Origin of the sequence: Paraglaciecola arctica (assembly GCF_018861065.1) — a bacterium.
In the GTDB taxonomy this organism is placed as follows: Bacteria; Pseudomonadota; Gammaproteobacteria; order Enterobacterales; family Alteromonadaceae; genus Paraglaciecola; species Paraglaciecola arctica_B.
On sequence record NZ_JAHKQO010000002.1, the window covers coordinates 56,079 to 75,087 of the forward strand.

14 protein-coding genes are annotated in these 19,009 nt (G+C 40.5%); 9 read left to right on the plus strand and 5 right to left on the minus strand.

What is annotated here, in order from left to right; all coding sequences use genetic code 11:
* Nucleotides 1–157: 157 nt before the first annotated feature.
* A complete protein-coding gene (locus tag KO534_RS00575) occupies nt 158–3,529 on the plus strand; it encodes a PAS domain-containing hybrid sensor histidine kinase/response regulator (protein WP_215926110.1) in 3,372 nt (1,123 codons plus the stop codon).
* A gap of 107 nt (nt 3,530–3,636) precedes the next feature.
* Nucleotides 3,637–5,490 carry a sensor domain-containing diguanylate cyclase gene (locus KO534_RS00580; protein ID WP_252731857.1) on the plus strand — a complete coding sequence of 618 codons (1,854 nt, stop codon included), beginning with the start codon at nt 3,637–3,639 and terminating at the stop codon, nt 5,488–5,490.
* 183 nt (nt 5,491–5,673) lie between these two features.
* On the opposite strand, the gene KO534_RS00585 is transcribed toward KO534_RS00580, so the two are convergent.
* From KO534_RS00585 to KO534_RS00595, 3 genes are all read right to left on the minus strand, one after another.
* Nucleotides 5,674–6,441 carry a substrate-binding periplasmic protein gene (locus tag KO534_RS00585; RefSeq protein ID WP_252731859.1) on the minus strand — a complete coding sequence of 256 codons (768 nt, stop codon included), beginning with the start codon at nt 6,439–6,441 and terminating at the stop codon, nt 5,674–5,676.
* A 190-nt stretch (nt 6,442–6,631) separates the two neighbouring features.
* Nucleotides 6,632–7,282, minus strand: a complete 651-nt coding sequence (locus tag KO534_RS00590; protein WP_215926114.1) for a response regulator — start codon at nt 7,280–7,282, stop codon at nt 6,632–6,634.
* A gap of 123 nt (nt 7,283–7,405) precedes the next feature.
* Nucleotides 7,406–9,748 (minus strand): TonB-dependent receptor, encoded by a 2,343-nt coding sequence (locus KO534_RS00595; protein WP_215926116.1) that lies wholly within the window; start codon nt 9,746–9,748, stop codon nt 7,406–7,408.
* A 182-nt stretch (nt 9,749–9,930) separates the two neighbouring features.
* On the opposite strand from KO534_RS00595, the gene KO534_RS00600 reads away from it, so the two are divergent.
* Genes KO534_RS00600 through KO534_RS00615 form a run of 4 tightly spaced genes read left to right on the plus strand, consistent with a single transcriptional unit; the run spans nt 9,931 to nt 14,244 of the window.
* Nucleotides 9,931–11,226, plus strand: a complete 1,296-nt coding sequence (locus KO534_RS00600) for a GntP family permease (protein WP_215926118.1) — start codon at nt 9,931–9,933, stop codon at nt 11,224–11,226.
* 23 nt (nt 11,227–11,249) lie between these two features.
* Nucleotides 11,250–12,449 carry an E22 family MetX-like putative esterase gene (locus KO534_RS00605; protein WP_215926120.1) on the plus strand — a complete coding sequence of 400 codons (1,200 nt, stop codon included), beginning with the start codon at nt 11,250–11,252 and terminating at the stop codon, nt 12,447–12,449.
* 24 nt (nt 12,450–12,473) lie between these two features.
* Nucleotides 12,474–13,466 carry an extracellular catalytic domain type 2 short-chain-length polyhydroxyalkanoate depolymerase gene (locus KO534_RS00610; RefSeq protein WP_215926122.1) on the plus strand — a complete coding sequence of 331 codons (993 nt, stop codon included), beginning with the start codon at nt 12,474–12,476 and terminating at the stop codon, nt 13,464–13,466.
* A gap of 10 nt (nt 13,467–13,476) precedes the next feature.
* Nucleotides 13,477–14,244 (plus strand): 3-hydroxybutyrate dehydrogenase, encoded by a 768-nt coding sequence (locus tag KO534_RS00615; protein WP_215926124.1) that lies wholly within the window; start codon nt 13,477–13,479, stop codon nt 14,242–14,244.
* Nucleotides 14,245–14,293: 49 nt separating this feature from the next.
* Here the strand turns inward: KO534_RS00615 and KO534_RS00620 are convergent, their stop codons facing one another.
* Nucleotides 14,294–15,046, minus strand: coding sequence for a helix-turn-helix domain-containing protein (locus tag KO534_RS00620; RefSeq protein WP_215926126.1), 753 nt, complete (start codon nt 15,044–15,046; stop codon nt 14,294–14,296).
* Nucleotides 15,047–15,198: 152 nt separating this feature from the next.
* Between KO534_RS00620 and KO534_RS00625 the strand changes: the two genes are divergently transcribed.
* The 3 genes from KO534_RS00625 to yiaA all read left to right on the plus strand — a co-directional run bounded on the left by KO534_RS00625 (nt 15,199) and on the right by yiaA (nt 17,006).
* On the plus strand, nt 15,199–15,561 hold the full coding sequence (locus tag KO534_RS00625; protein ID WP_215926128.1) for a hypothetical protein: 363 nt from the start codon (nt 15,199–15,201) through the stop codon (nt 15,559–15,561).
* Nucleotides 15,562–15,616: 55 nt separating this feature from the next.
* Nucleotides 15,617–16,411 (plus strand): DUF2145 domain-containing protein, encoded by a 795-nt coding sequence (locus KO534_RS00630; RefSeq protein ID WP_215926130.1) that lies wholly within the window; start codon nt 15,617–15,619, stop codon nt 16,409–16,411.
* Nucleotides 16,412–16,547: 136 nt separating this feature from the next.
* A complete protein-coding gene (gene yiaA / locus KO534_RS00635; RefSeq protein WP_215926132.1) occupies nt 16,548–17,006 on the plus strand; it encodes an inner membrane protein YiaA in 459 nt (152 codons plus the stop codon).
* Between the two features lie 75 nt (nt 17,007–17,081).
* On the opposite strand, the gene KO534_RS00640 is transcribed toward yiaA, so the two are convergent.
* On the minus strand, nt 17,082–18,734 hold the full coding sequence (locus tag KO534_RS00640) for a carboxylesterase/lipase family protein (protein WP_215926134.1): 1,653 nt from the start codon (nt 18,732–18,734) through the stop codon (nt 17,082–17,084).
* Nucleotides 18,735–19,009: the final 275 nt, after the last annotated feature.

Here is a 19,009-nt window from a genome sequence, read left to right on the forward strand (position 1 = left end):
ACTAGTAATGGGGTTACATTTATAAGCTTCAAGGGTAGATAATTGATGTTTTTGCGATTTATCTTTAAAAACTAGTGACTAACGCTCAATATGTCATCTTTCATATTTATCCCAGTAAGGGTAAAGTACTGAATTATTGGATTATTTTTATTAGCCTATGATAAATGTTTGGAGTGTTTCTGCACTAGTACTTTGCTACTTATTAGTTCTGTTTGCCTTAGCGTTTTGGGCGGATAAACGCTACAAAGGTCAGCAGCAACACCCCTTTATCTACAGTTTAGCTTTAGGTGTACACTGCACGTCCTGGGCTTTTTTTGGTACTACCACCCAAGCGACGCAATATGGTTGGGCTTTTATGCCAACATATTTAGGTGTGATACTCGTGTTCCTATTTGCGCATCCGGTACTACGCAAAATCAGTTTACTGTGCCACCAACACCAGGTGAGCTCCCTAGCAGATTTTATTAGTCTGCGCTTCGAAAAATCCTATCTACTCGCCGCACTAGTCACGTTATTATGTTTAGTCGGAGTGATTCCCTATATCGCATTACAACTTGATTCAGTCAGCCAAAGTGTGGCGATTTTAGTGGGCATCGACGTTAATTGGAGTGGTAATGTAGGTGCCTATGTTGCTATTTTCATGGCACTTTTTGCCATTTTGTTTGGGACTCAATCCCTCAGTGCCAGCGATAAACATCCAGGATTAATGCTGACTGTTGCTTTCGCTTCTGTGGTTAAACTTCTGGCCCTATTAATAGTTGGTGTATACGTTTGTTATGTGATGTTTAACGGCGTTTTAGATTTGTTCGGTCAAGCTCAATTACATCCTAAAAGTCAACAAATCATCGAATCTGACTCGGCTATATGGGTATATCTCAGTCACATGTTATTAGGGGTGTGTTCAATGTTCTGTTTGCCACGCCAGTTTCATATCAACTTTGTGGAAAATAACGGTAGTGAAGAACTAAGAACAGCCCGTTGGGTGTTTCCTCTATATTTATGTTTGATAACAGTGTTTATTCTACCCATTGGAATCGCTGGGCATGTAATATTTGATGCATCCACTGAGGTTAATACCGATATTTATGCCCTTGCATTGCCGTTACAAGGTGGCAGTATCAGTGTCGCTCTTATCTCGTTTATAGGTGGTTTATCTGCGGCCACCAGCATGGTAATAGTGGCAACACTTGCGATGGGAATTATGATTTCCAATAACTTAGTCACACCACTGCGCTTAAAGATACAACTACAGCGGCTACAAAAACATAATCTTACCCCCAAAGCCGTTTTGTTTACGCGCCGAGCCACTGTAGTGATTGTAATGAGTATTGCCTATTTATATCACTTGGATATTAGTCAAACCGCACCTTTAGTAAAAAGTGGCATAATAGCGATCGCATTACTATCACAAACCCTGCCTATTATTGTTGGTGGTTTATATTGGTCGAAACGCAATAAAACAGCTGCCATGATAGCTTTGATATCTGGCGCCTTGTGTTGGGCATATTGGTTACTTTGGCCAAGTATTACCGCCAGTTACTACTTTGATCCACCACCCGATGACTTGCAGCTCGCGTCTGGATTTGTGCTCAGTCTATTGGTTAATACGTTTTGTTTCGTCGTGTTTAGTCTGATTTTACCCACCAACAAAGATCAACAAATAGGCGGACAGGAAGAACAGGCGTTTTCTACGTTAAACCAAGCGACTAAGATATCTAAACTACTTGCGGTTACAGAAAAAGTGTTGGACAAAGAGCGCCATCAGTTTTTACTCGACAATCTACCAATCGAGCAATCATCGGCCTACGCTAGCCCTAAATTATTAGCCAATATAGAAAACGAAATTGCTAATCAGGTGGGTAACGTAAGCGCAAGAATTTTACTCTCTGCAATAGCCGAGAAAAAAGATGTAGCGATCGAAGAGTTAGTGGAGCTAGTCGAAGAAGCGAGTCATACGTTTCACTTTAATCACGAGGTTTTACAATCATCAGTAGAACATATTCAACAAGGTATATGTGTAGTCGATGTAAACTTGTCTCTATTGGCTTGGAATCAACGTTATATAGAATTGTTCGATTACCCCGCCAGTTTGATTCGCGTTGGCATACCGATTAAAGACTTATTATTATTTAATGCCCATCGAGGGTTATTCGGCCAGAAGGCGAAAATAGACTCCGAAATCGAAAAACGTATGCAATACATGCGAATCGGAAGCCATTACAAATTTCTGCGCGAACAGGAAAACGGACAAACAATCGAAGTAAACGGTAGCCCTCTACCTGGCGGAGGTTTTGTTACAACCTACAGTGATATCACCGACCACATCAATATTCAGCAGCAACTACAACAATCTAAACAACACTTAGAAAGTCGGGTCGCTGAACGCACCGCTCAATTAGAAACGGCTAACATAGCGCTTGACGGAGCAAGGCAAGAAGCCGAAAAAGCTAACGATAGTAAAAGTAAATTTCTGGCAGCGGCAGGCCACGATTTAATGCAACCTTTTAACGCCGCGAGCTTATTCGCTTCTCTAATTAAAGAAAAAGCCCCGAATCAAGACATTACAGACATGAGCCATAACTTAATTCAGTCTTTGAATAACGCTGAGGAACTTCTTTCTACTCTGTTAGATATGACAAGGTTAGACTCGGGAGTGTTAACCCCAAACATTCAGCACTTTACACTGAGTGAATTGTTAACTCCTTTAGTTCACGAATTTTCCATTTTGGCGCAGCGTAAAGGAATACAGTTAAAGTATGTACCTTGCTCAAGTTGTGTCACTTCTGATAAAAAGTTACTACGACGCGTGTTACAAAACCTAATCTCAAACGCGGTTCGTTATACCGACTCTGGAAAAGTGTTAGTGGTGGCCAAACGGCACAATCAAGAGCTAAAAATAAGGGTGTATGACACAGGTAGAGGCATCGCTAAAGAACAACAACAAGAAATATTTAAAGAATTTAATCAATTAGATAATCAAAACAATAACCAAGGTTTAGGATTGGGTCTTACCATAGTAGAGCGTATTAGTACCCTACTCCGGCACCCTATCAACTTAACATCAGCACTAGACCATGGCAGCTGCTTTGAAGTTTCCGTACCTATGGGAGCAAAACTAACAAAAAGCGACTCTTTGCAAATTAAAAAAACAGCCGATTCATCAGTATTACTTCAAGATAAAGTGATAGTGATCATCGAAAACGATGTGAATACTATTCAGGCTGTCACACATTTGTTTAAAAGCTGGGGAGCAACAATTTTTGCATTTAATAACGTCGAAGAAGCTTTAACAAAATGCACTCGTTGCCCTGATATGTTGTTTCTCGATTACCACTTAGACAACGGGGCAACAGGCATACAAGCCGCACAAATTTTGCGAACAAATTGGCAGGTCAATGTTCCCGGCGTGTTAAGCAGTGCAGACAGAACTGAAGATGTAAGAAACCAAGCTATAGAGACAGATTTACATTACTTACCAAAACCCATAAAACCCGCAGCATTAAAGCGTTTTTTGAAACAGATCATGTAAACTAATTATTAAACACTCTAGCTATGCTAGTGTTGCGTTGACATAGCATTATACCATTTCGCATATTTCCGATATGATAGGTTTTAATAAATAAATGAGAGGTGAGATTGAGAATTGCAAAGCTCTTTGTGTTAACAATCATCTATTGTGTAGGTATTTTTAATACAACTCATTTATCTGCTCAGCCTATCCCAAGTATCGATGTCCGACAAGATCTGAAAAATGGCAATGCTAGCCTTGCAGGAGATTGGGCGCTTAACTGGGGTGAATGGACGCCTTTGGCCATAGTTAATTCCCCAGAATCCAAGTTCAAGATTGTGCAGTTACCTAATTTTGTCAGTACTTTAGTGGATGAAAAAACCTTAAATAAATATCGCTTTGGTACCTATGCACTCAAACTAAAAAATTTAAAGAGTACTTTCAAAGAACCTGTAATACGGATGCGCAATGTCAATGATGCATGGCAAGCTTGGTGGATTGACGAATCGGGTGTTACTCAATATTTAGGCGAGTCGGGCAAAATCGCAAAAGAATACGATGCTCAACAAATGCGCTTCAAGACATATATTTTGCAGTTACCTAAAAATGACGACTCTGGCACCCTAGTTATTTACCTGTCCGCACAATTATATAGCCGTGCTGGTATGTACGGAGCCTTCGAAGTAACCGAGCTTGAACAGGCAAATAAATCCCTACTCTCCGATTTAGCGAGTCGAGTTGCATTAATTGCGATTGGTTTACTGGTGGTATTTCAGAATATTCTGTTCTTCATTTTTCGACCAAAAGAACGGGTGTTATTATTGTTAGCGATGTTTGCATTTACTGTTTTGTTGAGGGCGACGGTTTCAACCGATTATGCCTACTATCTTTTAGGGGACCCACTCCTGTTTGATGTTTTATTAAGGTTGGAATATATCACTATAGTGTGGCCAGCAGTAGCGGGAGTGCACTTTTTTTCATGTCTGTATCCAGCTAAGTACTCTGACCTGATGATTAAATTAGGTTATACAGTGGTGGCAATTGTAGTTAGCTTCACATTCTTAGTATCACTGCAACAAGTCGTTAGTTACCTACTCTATTATCAAGTAATATTAGGAATATTTTCTCTGTATACTTTGTGGTTAATAATTCATTCAATAATAGATAAGTCTCATCGTTCGACGCTAATGTTTGTTAGTGGTCTTATCCTATTTTTTGGGGTGATCAATGACGTAACCGCTGCCTTGTCTAGCTCCTATAATCTCTATCTTGCAGAATATACCCTGTTTTTGTTTTTGTTCGCTCAAACTCAATATCACTCTCTACGATTTGTATCAGCACTCGATACAGCAGAACACCTAACCGATAACTTGCAGGAAGAAGTGGCTGAAAAAACCCAAGAATTGTCTTCACGCAATCGCGAGCTTGAAGACAAAGCGAAATATTTGAAAATACAAAATGATCAGATAAAAGAGTTGTCAGAAACGGATCACCTTACCGGGCTATTCAATCGCCAAACATTTGATAGTTATTTTGAATTGCAATTTTCAGAAGCCATTACACAATCAAAAAATTTAGCCTTAGTTATGTTAGACATCGATAACTTTAAAAAAATTAACGACACTTATGGACATCAAGTAGGAGATGAGTGTTTAAAAGCGGTGGCACAATATTTAAAGCAAGCTAATTTACGCAAGGATGATTTTATTGCTCGTTATGGTGGCGAGGAAATCGTCATAATATTAAATAATACCGATATCAAAAGCGCCCAAGAAATCTGTCAAAGAATTTGTGATGGAATGAGTCGGATTACATTAAAACCCGAACTAAATTCTGTTGTTCTGACTGCAAGTTTTGGTTTAGCTGAAGTAAAGTTTAATGGTGCTAACAATATAGATCAGCTACTAAAATCAGCGGATGACGCGCTCTATAAGGCCAAAGCTCAAGGGAAAAACCAAGTTATTACCGCTGTGCCAGCCTAGTATTACCTTTATTTTTCAGCCAATAACTAAACCGGTCTCAAACGCACTAGGGTTACAAATCTAGTGTGATTTTTACCTTCAGACGCTTTGTTAACCAGCAACAGCGTTTTTGGAACGGTGATTTCCAGTCATATTTGTTGCGACATTTTTGTTATAACTACTGCCGCAACCCCAGTATTAACGCTACTTATAGCGTGCAAGAATTGCTCCGTACGCACCACTGGATTTTAGTTGATTTAACTGCTGATTAAATTCATTGCGAAGTTTTTCGGATTTGAATAAATAACCATTAGGGCTATCGCCAAGCAAGGCAAAACGGTCTACTTCTTGTGTAGAATCAATTTCATTATTTTTTACCAGTTGAGCACGGTAATAATCAAAAATATGTGCATCCATTTGGATTACTTCAAACCTTTCTAAGAATAACATTTTGACTTGCATTGCTTGATCAAAGGTTTCACTGTAGTGGGTATGATCCTTGACCATCTTGGCGTACTCGTCACCCAAATGCACTGCCGCATCTTGCCACGAAAGTAAACTGTGGTTCTTGAGATCGTTCAACTGAGTAAATTGATAGTTATTCTTGCGTAAACTAAAGGCAAAATTTTCGTAAGAATAAGCAATATCGGAGAGGTAGCCAGGGAGATTGTACTGTTCAATAATATTGATGTTCATATCGGAAACTACATCCACATCTCCGCTTTGATAAGCTCTACTGCGACGAGCATAAGGCAAATAAAGAGGTTCTATTTCGTACCCTAACGGCGCCATTGCGGCTTCTAACAAATCGATAATGATACCTTGATTGGTATCGACTATCACCCATGGGGCCAGCACTTCACCAAAAGCCACTGTGATTTTTCCGGTGCTTTTTTCGGCTTTATTTTCGACACTATATGCTGAATTCAATACCAAGAAAAACAGCACAGTTATGGTTACTTTCATTTGCATCTTACACTCCATAACAACACGGTAATTGGAAATTGCGCGGCAAATAGTAATGACTAATAGGCATGGGAACAAGTTACACTTTAGTATAACTTGTTTGTTTTACTTGAGCAAAGTTCAGCTTAAAAGTCGGTAAAAGGTGACGCAAATAACCAAGCGGATTCTTCGATTGCGAGTCAAGAAGCACATCAAATTACTCCCCTATTACTGTACTCATTACACTTTTGAACATTACTCCAGCCTGCGTGCGGTTATTAAAACCTAACTTATTCAGCACCGCAGAAACATGTTGTTTGATAGTTGACTCGCTAACCTGTAATTCAAACGCTATTTGTTTGTTCAATAACCCGTCAGCCATCAACTGTAAGACTCTAAGCTGATGGGGGGTGAGTTTTTCTAAACGTGAAGCAAAAGTAATATACGAAGAGTTATTTAGTTGCTTAACCTCATTGAGCATGTCTTCGGGAACCCAAATTTGACCGTCCAAAATTTGCTCTACTGCTTGAGTAATAATCGGTAAAGGAGTGGATTTTGGGATATAACCACTTGAGCCAAAATCTATGGCTTTTTTAATGATGTCTGGTCGTTCTTCTGCAGATACGATCACCACCAACACATCAGGATAGTTATTACGCAATACGGTCAGCCCCATGAGCCCTTGATTGCCAGGCATATTGAGGTCTAAAAAAATCAATTCGATATTTTGATGATCTTTTAATAGATCTAAGGTTTCCTCGAAATTTGCAGATTCTAAAATATTGTCACCTAAGACATTTAGCACAGCATGTTTTAACGCGCTGCGAAATAAGGGGTGATCATCTGCCACTATGGCTTTCGCGTGCATTAATATAACCTTTAAAGACAATTACTAATAAGTACAGCCAGTAGAGTATGATTATTTTAGAGTGAAGCCAATGCGTTAACACAAAAAAGGCAGCCTAAGCTGCCTTATAATTAAGTGAAAACATTAGAACCTATAACCAAGGGTTAAACTAACCGTCATAGGGTCACCATAATAACCAATCAAGGTGTTATCACCGCCTGTGCCTGCGGTGTAGCCGGTAGGATCATCAGCATTTTCAGTAACAAATTGATATCCACCTACAACGTATTCTTCGTCGGTTAAGTTTTTAGCGTGTAAACCGCCGTACCATTGACCGTCGGTGCTAGACCAAGACACACTCACATTAAACAAACCATAACCGTCTTGGGTCACTAGACTATTTGATGTTTCAGTAATAGTGTAATCGTCACGATAGTAGTAGTTAGCATTGAAGGCGAAATCCCCCATATCGTTTGACCAAATGTAATTGGCTGCAAAGTTAGCGGTATATTCTGGGGTGTTGGATATTGCAAAAGTATCTGAGATATCCACCGGACCCGCTTCTGTTTGTTGGATCACTTCATCAAATTCGGCGTCGATATAACCTAAGGCCATATCAAAAGTTAAGGCATCGCTAGCGGCGTAAGTAATTTCAGCTTCAACACCCTGCCCTGTTGAACTGCCAACATTGCCCAAGATTTGTTGTAAATCTTCTGGTGAACTAACTGGTAACACAGAGATATATTGCCTGTCTTTGTGATCTAATGCGAACAAGGTGACGTTAGCGCGCAAATTGTCATTCCAGTCACTTTTCATACCAATTTCAAAAGAATCCACTATCTCTGGATCAACTGAGGGTTCATTAATAGTCGCTCTTGGATTATAGGTACCCGACTTAAAACCTTGGCCATAACTGGCATAGAACATAATATTTTGAGCGTATTGATATTCAATACTTGCACTTGGCGTTAGGCGAGACCAATCTTCAGTGGCTGGCGCATCTAACACACCATCGCCATTGGTGTCAGTACCTAACACTTGTGGTACCAGTTCCCCTTCAGGTCTCACATAACCAGGGATCCAATTTGAATACGGATAAACATTGTCGAACACTAAGCCGTTATTAACAAAGGCTGATTTTTCTTCTTTGGTGTAACGTAATCCCAAAGAAACAGACACCTTGTCAGACACATCAAAATTACTTTGGGCATAAGCCGCTTGGCTCTCACTATTATTACAACCAGACACTTCTCGTGTCAGTCCTGGCGTACCAAACGCCGCTCGACCTAACACCCCCAAAATAGCGTCGAAATTACCACAAGATTCTCCATCATAAAGATACAAACCGCCCACTATACCAAAGCCATCACCCGCATAATTTAAGTTAATTTCGTGAGTATCATTACTGTCAGTATATTCTGCTGGTACATCAAATATATCTAGAGCTGTGTTATCAAAATCAATATTGGTGGGTGAATAACTCTCTCTGTGAGAACCAATATATTTAACTTGCAGCGCTTCACTTACATCATACTGCGCCAACCAACTGTAGCCATCCAGTTCCACTTTGTTGTATGTAGGCATACTGGTATAGGAATCAAATACGCTATCTGGAACAGGTGCGTCAGTTACGCGACTCGGTAATAATCGATAGCCGCCTTTAGAATTTGACGTATCTTCGGTTTTGTCCCAACGTAGTCTAAAAAACAAATCCTCAGTTGCATGAAACTCAACATTAAATCGAGCCGCCCACAAATCTTTGTTGTAGTTCTCTAGATCTTGATCTGGAAGTGCTGATTCTAAGTACTCACCGAATCCATCACGATTAAGCGAAGCGTAACCAAATCCTACGTATAATTTGTCTTGAATAATGGGTAACTGCCCAGTCAGTTTAAGATCTTGCTGAGAATAGCTACCTAAAGTAGCAGACACATTCACCGAGGTGTCTCCCGACATTTCTTTAGTGACATATTTGATTGCACCCCCTATGGTATTTTTGCCATACAGTGTGCCTTGCGGACCTCTTAATACTTCGATACGTTGCACATCTAACAAGTCTAGTACCGCTCCTTGAGGTCTTGCTATATATACATCATCAACATATATACCCACACCTGGTTCATACCCCCACAAAGGATCTTGTTGCCCTACACCACGAATAAAAGCGGTTAAAGTCGAGTTAGTACCGCGACTGTTTTGTAACGTTGTATTCGGTGAAAATTGTTGTATTTCGGTGATAACCGCGATACCCAGTTCGTTGAGTTCCATTTCCCCAATAGAGGTGACGGCTATTGGCACTTCTTGCAAACTTTCTGTGGTTTTTCTTGCCGTCACCTCAATGCGTTCAAGGCCTTTTTTATCTTCACTTTGCTGTGCTTGTAGGTTACCACTGCTTAACAACACAGCTCCTACTGCCATGGCGCAAAGCGAGTGTTTAAATAGTTGTTTAGTAGCAGTCAAACTTTCGGCGTTATTTATATTTTTCATTATGTGTCCTTGGATTGTGTTTTTGTTTTTTCTATTTGCTGCGGTCTAAGTAACCTTAATCCAGAAATGAGTTGATGTCCTTAGTACCATAGTACTATGGGCATTAATGACGCTTTGCCACACACTTACACCATCCTATTTAGGGCTGCGGTCACAGACTTAAATTAAAGGAATCAAATAATATGCTTAGTTTAATTGGCCTCATTGGTGGGTTACTACTGTTAATAGTGCTCACTATTCGGGGTATGAATCTGTTTATCGCCGCACCTCTTTGCTCGCTTTTGGTGGCAGTAACCAGCGGTCTCCCAATTTTTATTGGAGATAGCAACTTTGTTACCAGTTACATGCAAGGTTTTTCAGGTTTTATCGCCTCCTGGTTCTTTATGTTTTTGCTTGGTTCACTATTTGGCAAATTCATGGAAGACACAGGAGCTGCGGATTCGTTAGCTAGGTGGATCATCAGCAAGCTAGGCAGACAACAAGCAGTGGTTGCTGTTGTATTAGCTTGTGCGGTGTTAACTTATGGTGGTGTAAGCGTCTTTGTGGTGGCTTTCTCGGTTTACCCCATGGCACTTAGTCTATTTAAAGACGCCAACTTACCACGGCGCTTTATTCCTGCGGCATTGGCTTTTGGCTCTGTGACTTTTACTATGACTTCGGCTGGATCTCCCGAAATTCAAAACTGGATCCCAATAAAATATTTGGGTACTTCACCTTTCGCAGCCTGGGAAGTTAGCTTAGTGGTCGCCATCTTTATGGCAAGCTTTGGTTTTTGGTGGATGCGCAAAATGATCAATAAAGCGGTAGCCAATGGTGAAAAGTTTGAAACCCGCAGCCATGATCCTGAAATCCCAGAACGAGATTATCCCCACCCTTTTACCGGAATTTTTCCGCTGCTTGTGGTGCTGGTTTTATCATTCCTATTACATGATTCATTACAGCAACTGGCGCTAATAGTGGCGTTAGGTGGCGGCGTGTTAAGTTTAATGGTCATTAATTTTAAACACTTTCATCATTTAGAAAATGCCGTCACCGCAGGCACCACTGGGGCGCTAATTGCAATCGGTAATACCGCGGCAGTAGTAGGATTTGGAAGCATTGCCAAATCAACTATCGCATTTCAGACTGCGGTCGAAATCATGTCACAAATTCCTGGCAATGAGTTAATTGGGGCCGCGATTGCTATCAGCGTAATTGCCGGGCTAACAGGTTCGGCTTCAGGCGGACAAGTAATTGCATTACCGCTTCTAGCACCTGGCTATTTAGAACAAGGGGTCGACCCAGATGAATTACATCGCATTGTTTCAATTTCATCTGGCGCATTAGATTCGTTGCCACATAATGGGTATGTGGTCACCACCATCAGGGCAATATGCCACGAAACCCATCAACAAGCCTATTGGGCGTTGGGCGCAGTAACGGTAGTTGTGCCTCTATGCGGCGTGGCATTGGCAATCGCTTTATTTAGTTTTATATAAATCATCCCTAGGAAAAAATTGATATGACGCAACTCAAACCACATCACCTTAAATACTTTACGGTGTGTCTGATTTTGCTATTTAGCTCAGTTGCTAGCGCAGAGTTATTGGTAGTTAAACAAAAATTTGAGACAGAAAACTTCAAAACATTCAATGGAAAAACCATAAAAAAAGTACAGGTTGGTTGGGAAAGTTACGGGCAATTAACCCCCAATAAAGACAATGTAATTTTAGTTACCCACTACTTTTCAGCCAGTTCTCATGCCGCTGGTAAATACACTAAAGACGATCCACAAGCCGGTTACTGGGATGCACTAATAGGTCCAGGTAAAGCCATAGATACCAATAAGTTTTTCGTAATTAGTGTCGACAGCCTGGCCAATTTAGGAGCCAACGATCCTAACGTCATCACAACTGGACCAGCAACAATTAACCCCGATACCGGTAAGCCTTATGGATTGGACTTTCCGGTCGTCACTATTAGAGACTTTGTAAATATACAAAAGTTGGTTCTCGAAAGTTTAGGCATTAAGACACTGCATGGCGTCATTGGTGCATCAATGGGATCAATGCAAGCAATTGATTGGGCATCAGCCTATCCTGATTGGGTACCAAGAATGGTATCCGTCATAGGAAGTGCCCAAAGTGACGCCTGGACAACATCTCTATTAGAACGTTGGGCAATTGCTATTCGACTCGATCCTAATTGGCGAAACGGCGATTATTACGGTCATACCCCACCCATTGAAGGATTAATTGCGGCCTTAATGTTCATCACCCAAGATGCCTTAACTCCCATAGCGATTAATCAAGTAGGTAAAACAAAAGCAGTTAATCACCAGCCGTTACAATCAGAACCATTACACTCTATTACGGCTAATTTTTCGATTACAACTTGGCTAAGGGAGCGTGCAGAGCAACGAGCTAAGCTATCCGATGCTAACCATCTATTATATTTGACACGCGCATCCCAATTGTTTATTGCCGGCCACGGTGCAAACCTCACCGCAGGTCTGCAAACTATCCAAGCTAAAACCTTATTTTTACCGTCAGGAAATGATCTATTACTGATGCCCTACTTAAGCGAAAACGCCAACCAAGCTCTTTTAGACTTAGGCAAGGTGAGCGAATTGCAAGAGCTAACAGGTGATTCTGGCCATTTAAACGGTGTCAGCGGCATTAGCGAAAAAGCCCTCAAAATTAAAGAATTTATTGAACAATAATTTATGCCATTAAAGAGTATCAAAATGAAAAAAATAACCATTTTGCTGTTAAGCGGTTTACTCGCTAGTAATAGCCAAGTTTTTGCAAACAATCTCAATCTAGACCTTACAGAAATCGGCGTATCTGGTTTATCAAGTGGCGGGTTTATGGCAAATCAATTCCATATTGCACATTCTGATTGGGTCACCAAGGCAGGTATCATTGCGGCTGGCCCCTATTATTGTGCGCAGAATAGTATCAAAACCGCCCTGTCTCAGTGTGTTAACAAAAGTACCGATGCCACTAGCCAGAATCTACCCCTTCAAGCTGAAACCTACGAAAAGCAACAAAAAATTGCAAAATTGGATAATCTAAAAAGCAGCAAAGTTTGGCTATTACGGGGTACCAAAGACACGAAAATTGCTATTGAAGTCACTCAAGCCTTACACCAGCAATACCTCCAATGGATTGACTCGGACAATGTGCGATACCTGAACGAAAAACCTTTTGCTCACCACTTCCCCACTCTAGCATCGGGTTCGCAATGTGATGTGTCAGAGTCTCCCTTTATCGGCAATTGTCATTATGACGCAGCGGGAAAGATGTTGGAATTTTTGTACACAGATTTGCAACCCAGAAATCCTCAGCCAAGCGGGAAAGTTGTGTCATTTAATCAACAATCCTTAGGTGGCGACCCAGCAACCACTTTAGCTGACAACGGATTTGTGTATGTCCCCAAAAGTTGTGCGGCAGGTGAAACTTGTCAATTACATATTAGTTTCCATGGCTGTCAGCAAAATTATCAAACTGTCGGCAATCAATTTATCGAACACAATGGCTTAAACAATTGGGCTGACAACAATCAAATAGTTGTTCTTTATCCGCAAACCAAAAACTCCACTTTTATGCCTTTGAATCCCCAGGGATGTTGGGATTGGTGGGGTTATACCAGCAGTGAGTATGCCACCCAAAATGCACCACAAATTGAAGCCGTAAAAAAAATGGCTGAATCATTAAATCAAAAATTAGATATTTAGGAGAATAGTTTTGTCTAACAAAAATGTACTAATTACTGGTGGCGCGAGTGGAATTGGTTTGGGAATTGCCGAACACTTAGGCGCTTTGGGCCACCATATTATTATTGCGGATATCAACCTTGATGCGGCAACCAGCGCTATGGAGCAATTGCGGCAGCAAGATATGAGTGCAGCAGCAATTAAACTTGATGTTACCAATTTGCAAGACGTAAGCGACTTGCCTAACAAACTACAACCACTAACAGTCGATGTGTTGATCAACAACGCTGGCGTACAACACGTGAGTAAACTAGAAGATTTTCCCCCTGAAAAATGGCAACTTTTAATCAACATTATGTTAGTTGCCCCAGCGTTATTAAGCCAAGCGTTACTGCCAAAAATGCGCCAACAAAATTATGGTCGAATCATTAACATAGGCTCGGTGCATTCGGTGGTCGCCTCCCCCTTTAAGTCCGCCTACGTAGCCGCTAAACATGGGTTATTGGGTTTCGCCAAAACACTTGCCTTAGAAACCGGTGACTGTGACGTCACTGTCAACACACTATGCCCAGCATACGTAAAAACCCCATTGGTAGAAAACCAAATTGCGGCTCAAGCTATTGAAAACGGTATTAGCGAACAACAAGTCGTTGATACTATCATGTTGGCACCTATGCCTAAAAAATCCTTTATCGGAATAGATGAACTGGCAGCCACTGCAGCATTTTTGTTGTCTAACGAAGCCAGAAACATCACGGCCCAAGCACTAGTGATTGATGGAGGATGGACCGCTAGATAAGAATCCCTTGGATTTTACTCATGCAACTACCTGAAGTATCTGCGTATATTTAGGTAGTTGAATCACCCCGTTGTTTGCGCATATTCTCAAATAACGAAGGCTCCCAAGGACGCATCGCCATTAACAAACCAATATGTTGTCTTTTGTTTAGCGGTAAGTCCGCGTCTTCTTGATTTAACACTGCTGCTTCTTTTGTTAATTGATTAAGTTTACGCTGAATTATTTCGATAGATGATTGCGAGTACCGCCCCCGTAAATAAAAACGGAACAACCATTTTTCATTTTGTTTTGGAGCCATAAATTTAACCATAACCTCCTGCTCCATGAACTTTTCCAATGGGCCCCCAGGTATCCATCTAAAATCTTGGGCAATCAATGATTTAAAATGGTTGTTGGGCAATAGTTCAATAATTTTAAGCTTGTCTAATCTTGCTAATAATTGAATACATTGATGTTTATCTATGTCGTAATAATCAATAATCTCATCAAATTTCCATGCATCACGCACACATACGGCGATTAACAGTAACTTAGGATCAGCTAATAGTTGGTTTTCTTGCTCAGCTGTCAACTGGCTGATTTGCTGCACTTGTTTTTCAGTTAGCATAAACAAGTCCGATAAGCGCATATGCAAAATATCGCAAAGCTGTTCCAGACGCTGCAACGTAAAGTTTTGAGTCGAAAAAATCCGTTTGATATTGGCTTCGCTCATATCTAGCTTAAATGCAATATCTTTGTAGGTGATTTGTTGTTGTCGCAATAATTGTTTCAAAGTTTGACTGACTTGAGTGATTTGACTCATAAGCTTCCCAGTTAAGATGGTATACCTAAACTATACCTTAAGTGTTATTTGAGTATACAAATATCATTAGTGTTTACCAATCAAATACCAAAGCTTAATGTGTAGCGGGTTCAAACACGAGTTTTCAATCTTCAATCAATAAAGGAACAACAATGAAACTAACCACTATTGCTTTATTTACAACTCTTGCCATTACCTCAGCAACTGCCCACGCAGAAGGGTCCAGTCACCATAGTGGCCAAGCAAGTAAACATTCTGTTTTAGCTGTAGGTCATGGCGCTTTATCTACAGCTAAAGTGGCCAGCGCAGTGGTTGCTGTGCCACTTGTAGTAACTGGAAGCCTAGCCTTAAAAGCTGGCGCCGCCAGTGTTCAAACCGGAGCCATTTTTGCAGATTCAGCCAATACACATACAAGACATCGCTCTTTGGTGATCACCGAAACAACAATCACCGCAGATCCAGCTCCAGATCAAGTGATCATTATTAAGAACAAACGCCGAGTTATAACTCATTAGACCTTAGCAGCCAAACTAATTGATGGCTTTTGATTACGATTATAAGGAATAAACTATGTGTGTTAGCCGACTATTTATACTACTGGCTTTGTTTAGCCTTCCTACTTGGGCAGGAAGTCAGGCGAATGCCCCTGTGGTATTAGCCCCCGAAAAAATTGTTAAATTTGCCAAAGATGTTGAAAAATATGCCGCGTCTAAAGGCGCAAGAGCATTTATCATTGCCCGAGTTGGACGACCAGAGAAAGATCTACCGAAAGGTGTTCTCTTTACCCACACAGCGATTGCAGTCTATTCAAACATTCAACTGGATAGTGGTGAATTTGTCCAAGGTTACGCTATTCACAATCTATATCAGCTCGATGGCAAACCCGATAGGAGTCACCTTGTACAAGACTATCCTGTGGATTTTTTCTGGGGAGCACAGAGTTTAAAAGCAGGCATAATTATTCCTAGCGATGAAATCCAAACCCAGCTAATAAAACTAATCGCCAGTGGTGACAATACTAAGTTACACAATCCTAAATACTCAGTAATAGCTAACCCAATGAATAGCCAGCTGCAAAATTGCACTGAACATACCTTAGATATGCTCAATGCCGCCATTTATCAAACAACAGATGTACTAAAACTCAAAGCCAATACTCGAGCTTACTTTACTGCTCAGCAACTTAAAACCAGTCGCTTTAGATTAGCCCTTGGATCTATATTTATGGATGAGATAACTACCAAAGATCATCCAGGAAAAATTGCAACTGCCACTTTTGGCTCTATCCACAAGTACTTAGATCATTACCAATTAAGCCAATACGGCGTGACCTTAAATGAGGATGGTGACACAACTGTACTTTAAGAGCAAAGGATATCATTAATATACCTTTAGTAGTAAAAATTACTACAAACCGCAAAAGGGTATATTTTAAGTTAACTAGCGTTTATTGTAACCCCAGTTAAACAAGCAGACTAAATCACTTACAAGGAATTCGATTATGACAACTCAAGCCCCTACAAAGTCTTATTTTTTAGCGTCTATTGCCGCTTTAATAATTGGAGCTGGCGCTTATGGAATTGGCCTATTCAATGCTCAGATGGCACTAAATGAAAAAGGCTATTATTTGTGTATCATTCTATACGGATTGTTCTCTATGGTGTCGCTGCAAAAAACCATTCGCGACAAAGCTGAAGGTATTACCACTTCCAAAATTTATCACAGTATTGCTTGGGCATCAGCAGGCATATCTATTGCTCTACTAGGTATTGGGTTATTCAATGCAGATTTATTGTTAAGTGAAAAAGGCTTTTACGCTATGGCCTATGTTTTAAGTATCTTTGCAGCAGTAACCGTTCAAAAAAACGTTCGCGACAAACACGCTTTTGAGTCGCAACAACCAACAACTCTATCGTCAGTGCACCAAGATCCATTGAAAGACGAAATAATTCCCGAATAAAAACAGAATAGGTAATAGAGAGCTCAGCTCTCTATTACCACTACAAATGCAATGTTCACGGACAACTCAAATCTCTCAGTCCTCTTGTAGTTCAAAGCCGTTGATCTTAGCCATTAATGTATAACGTTTGCGCAATAGAGACATACTCTCATCGCTAATAGTTGTGCCTATAACAAGTCGTTTATTATCTGCAAACTTAGGCCAAACAGGTAATTCACTGGAATTAGGATCCCCAGTTTTAATAAAGCGGATAAAGTAGCCCTGAAACATTGACGAAATAGCGTAATCGTCGTCATTCCAAGCAAACACTTGATTCGTTGCTAAGTTACCCATTACATATTCTATTTCAGCCGAATGTACTGCACCTCTGCTACTTGGCAGCGTTTCGCTAACTTTAGACTTTTCAACTAAACCACCAGCCAATGCTGGCTGCATATCACTGAAATTTGATGTTAATTGTGGTCGAGGATGTGTATATAAATAGTAATAAACACTTTGGTCACTATGGCGTTGCACATACTCTGCCCATACCCAAGTGCCATAACTTAGAAAGCGATCACTGGCTAAAGCTTGAGCTGAATCCAATACTGACTCTTTATCGTTGCCAGGGTACAACGCCAAAACTTGCTTAAAATACTTAGGGTAAAGTTGTTTTACTGCATTAGTATAATTTTCAACATTCGGAGTTTTGTCGCCCAAGACCTGATTAAATCCAGCTTCTTCTGAATTAACGCCTGCCAATACTGGCACTTTCGCTATATGACCTTGCTGTAATAAGGACAGTGGTTCTTGCGGTAAAAAGTAATTATCGATATTGGGTCGATACCAAATTAGATCTTGCTCTGTAGTTTTCTGAAGTAAATCGCTAGCACTCAATTCGCGAAAGTCAGCGATAGACTTAACCTTCAACTTAGTTAAAATATCTGCTCCTTTTTGTTCGGCCAATGCTAAAGTTTGGCTAGAAAAATCAGAGCCAACTATTGAACCACTTTCTCCAATAACTGCAAAAATCAAATCTTTACTCAAAGGTGAAATCATCAAAGCACTGACCGACATAGAGCCGGCAGATTCACCCGCAATAGTGATTCGTTGTGGATCTCCACCAAAACCTGCAATATTTTCTTTAACCCATCGTAACGCCGCGACCTGATCTAAAAATCCATAATTTCCCGAGCCGTTATAGCTTGATTCAGCACTTAGCTCAGAATGCGCCATAAAGCCAAAAATGCCCAATCGATAATTAACAGTAACAGTCACAACGCCATTTTGAGCCATGCTACTGCCATCGTAACGGGGTTCAGAACCATCACCCGCAATAAATCCTCCGCCATGAAAATACACCAGAACTGGCTGTGGGCGTTTTGGCGTTAAATCAGCACTCCAAATATTCAGATATAAGCTGTCTTCACTGACGTCAGCAGAACGAAAATTCATATCTCCAAATATGGGGATTTGCATAGGCCTTGCTGCAAAATCTTTTGTTGGCATAACGCCTTGCCAAGCATCCATAGCTGCAGGAGGTCTCCAGCGCAATTCTCCAATAGGAGGTTTAGCATAAGGTACCCCCTTAAACTGATATACCCCAAGAGTTTTATCATAGAGGCCCTCTACCTTTCCTTTATGAGTGGTGACCTGCAAGCTGGTTAGCGTTGCATTTACGTTAAAACCAAACATTAGCATCAGTCCTATTTGCGGGATTAACCATTTGATAATTCTAATTTTAATCATCACTTTTACTTTACGTCATAATACGGTGAGTAAAGTTTACACCAATAAAAGTCACGATACATAGTTGCTCATTGCGAGACAACTTGGCACATAACTTACATAGTATAAACAACCAGTTTCAATGAAAATCGGGGCTTTCACTGGTTTAATTAATCCCCCAAAGTTCAATACAATTCATGCATTTAGGTAGACACCACTTTGAATAAAAGTAAGGTATTTAAAATTATGATTATATTCCTAACCCAATACTATATAGTTATGGTTAAACTCAAACT

Coding starts and splice junctions, on each gene's coding strand:
- KO534_RS00575 (WP_215926110.1), top strand. CDS start 158: ATGATAAATGTTTGGAGTGTTTCTGCACTAGTACTTTGCTACTTATTA.
- KO534_RS00585 (WP_252731859.1), bottom strand. CDS start 6,441: ATGCAAATGAAAGTAACCATAACTGTGCTGTTTTTCTTGGTATTGAAT.
- KO534_RS00590 (WP_215926114.1), bottom strand. CDS start 7,282: ATGCACGCGAAAGCCATAGTGGCAGATGATCACCCCTTATTTCGCAGC.
- KO534_RS00595 (WP_215926116.1), bottom strand. CDS start 9,748: ATGAAAAATATAAATAACGCCGAAAGTTTGACTGCTACTAAACAACTA.
- KO534_RS00600 (WP_215926118.1), top strand. CDS start 9,931: ATGCTTAGTTTAATTGGCCTCATTGGTGGGTTACTACTGTTAATAGTG.
- KO534_RS00605 (WP_215926120.1), top strand. CDS start 11,250: ATGACGCAACTCAAACCACATCACCTTAAATACTTTACGGTGTGTCTG.
- KO534_RS00610 (WP_215926122.1), top strand. CDS start 12,474: ATGAAAAAAATAACCATTTTGCTGTTAAGCGGTTTACTCGCTAGTAAT.
- KO534_RS00620 (WP_215926126.1), bottom strand. CDS start 15,046: ATGAGTCAAATCACTCAAGTCAGTCAAACTTTGAAACAATTATTGCGA.
- KO534_RS00625 (WP_215926128.1), top strand. CDS start 15,199: ATGAAACTAACCACTATTGCTTTATTTACAACTCTTGCCATTACCTCA.
- KO534_RS00630 (WP_215926130.1), top strand. CDS start 15,617: ATGTGTGTTAGCCGACTATTTATACTACTGGCTTTGTTTAGCCTTCCT.
- yiaA (WP_215926132.1), top strand. CDS start 16,548: ATGACAACTCAAGCCCCTACAAAGTCTTATTTTTTAGCGTCTATTGCC.
- KO534_RS00640 (WP_215926134.1), bottom strand. CDS start 18,734: ATGATTAAAATTAGAATTATCAAATGGTTAATCCCGCAAATAGGACTG.